This is a genomic window from Achromobacter sp. 1014246743, assembly GCF_059760725.1.
This window is the reverse complement of sequence record NZ_JCBANA010000178.1, coordinates 1-260: the sequence shown is the minus strand read 5'-3', so window position 1 is coordinate 260 and position 260 is coordinate 1. Positions and strand designations below refer to the sequence as shown.

At 69.6% G+C, this 260-nt stretch carries 1 protein-coding gene; it reads left to right on the top strand.

Annotated elements, in window-relative coordinates; translation table 11 throughout:
- Nucleotides 1–260 (top strand): hypothetical protein (locus tag AC6LJ2_RS30135; RefSeq protein ID WP_498152772.1); only part of this gene is annotated, 260 nt, incomplete at both ends.

Sequence of the window (260 nt, the reverse complement as noted above, 5' to 3'; positions counted from 1 at the left end):
ACGCCGCACGCGACCTGGCCGTGCAGGCCGGCGTGAACGCCTACGCCGAAGACCACTACCGCCGGGAAAAGAAAAGCGGCTTCTCGGTGGGCGGCATGGGCATCTCGTATGGCCGCAGCGACAGCAAGTCCAGCCAGCGCGTGGACGGCACCACGCAAAGCGACGCGCGCAGCTTGCTCGGCACGACCGGCGGCAACGTCATCCTGACCGCGGGCCGCAATGCCAGCCTCGTCGGCAGCGACATCGTCGCCGGCAAGGCG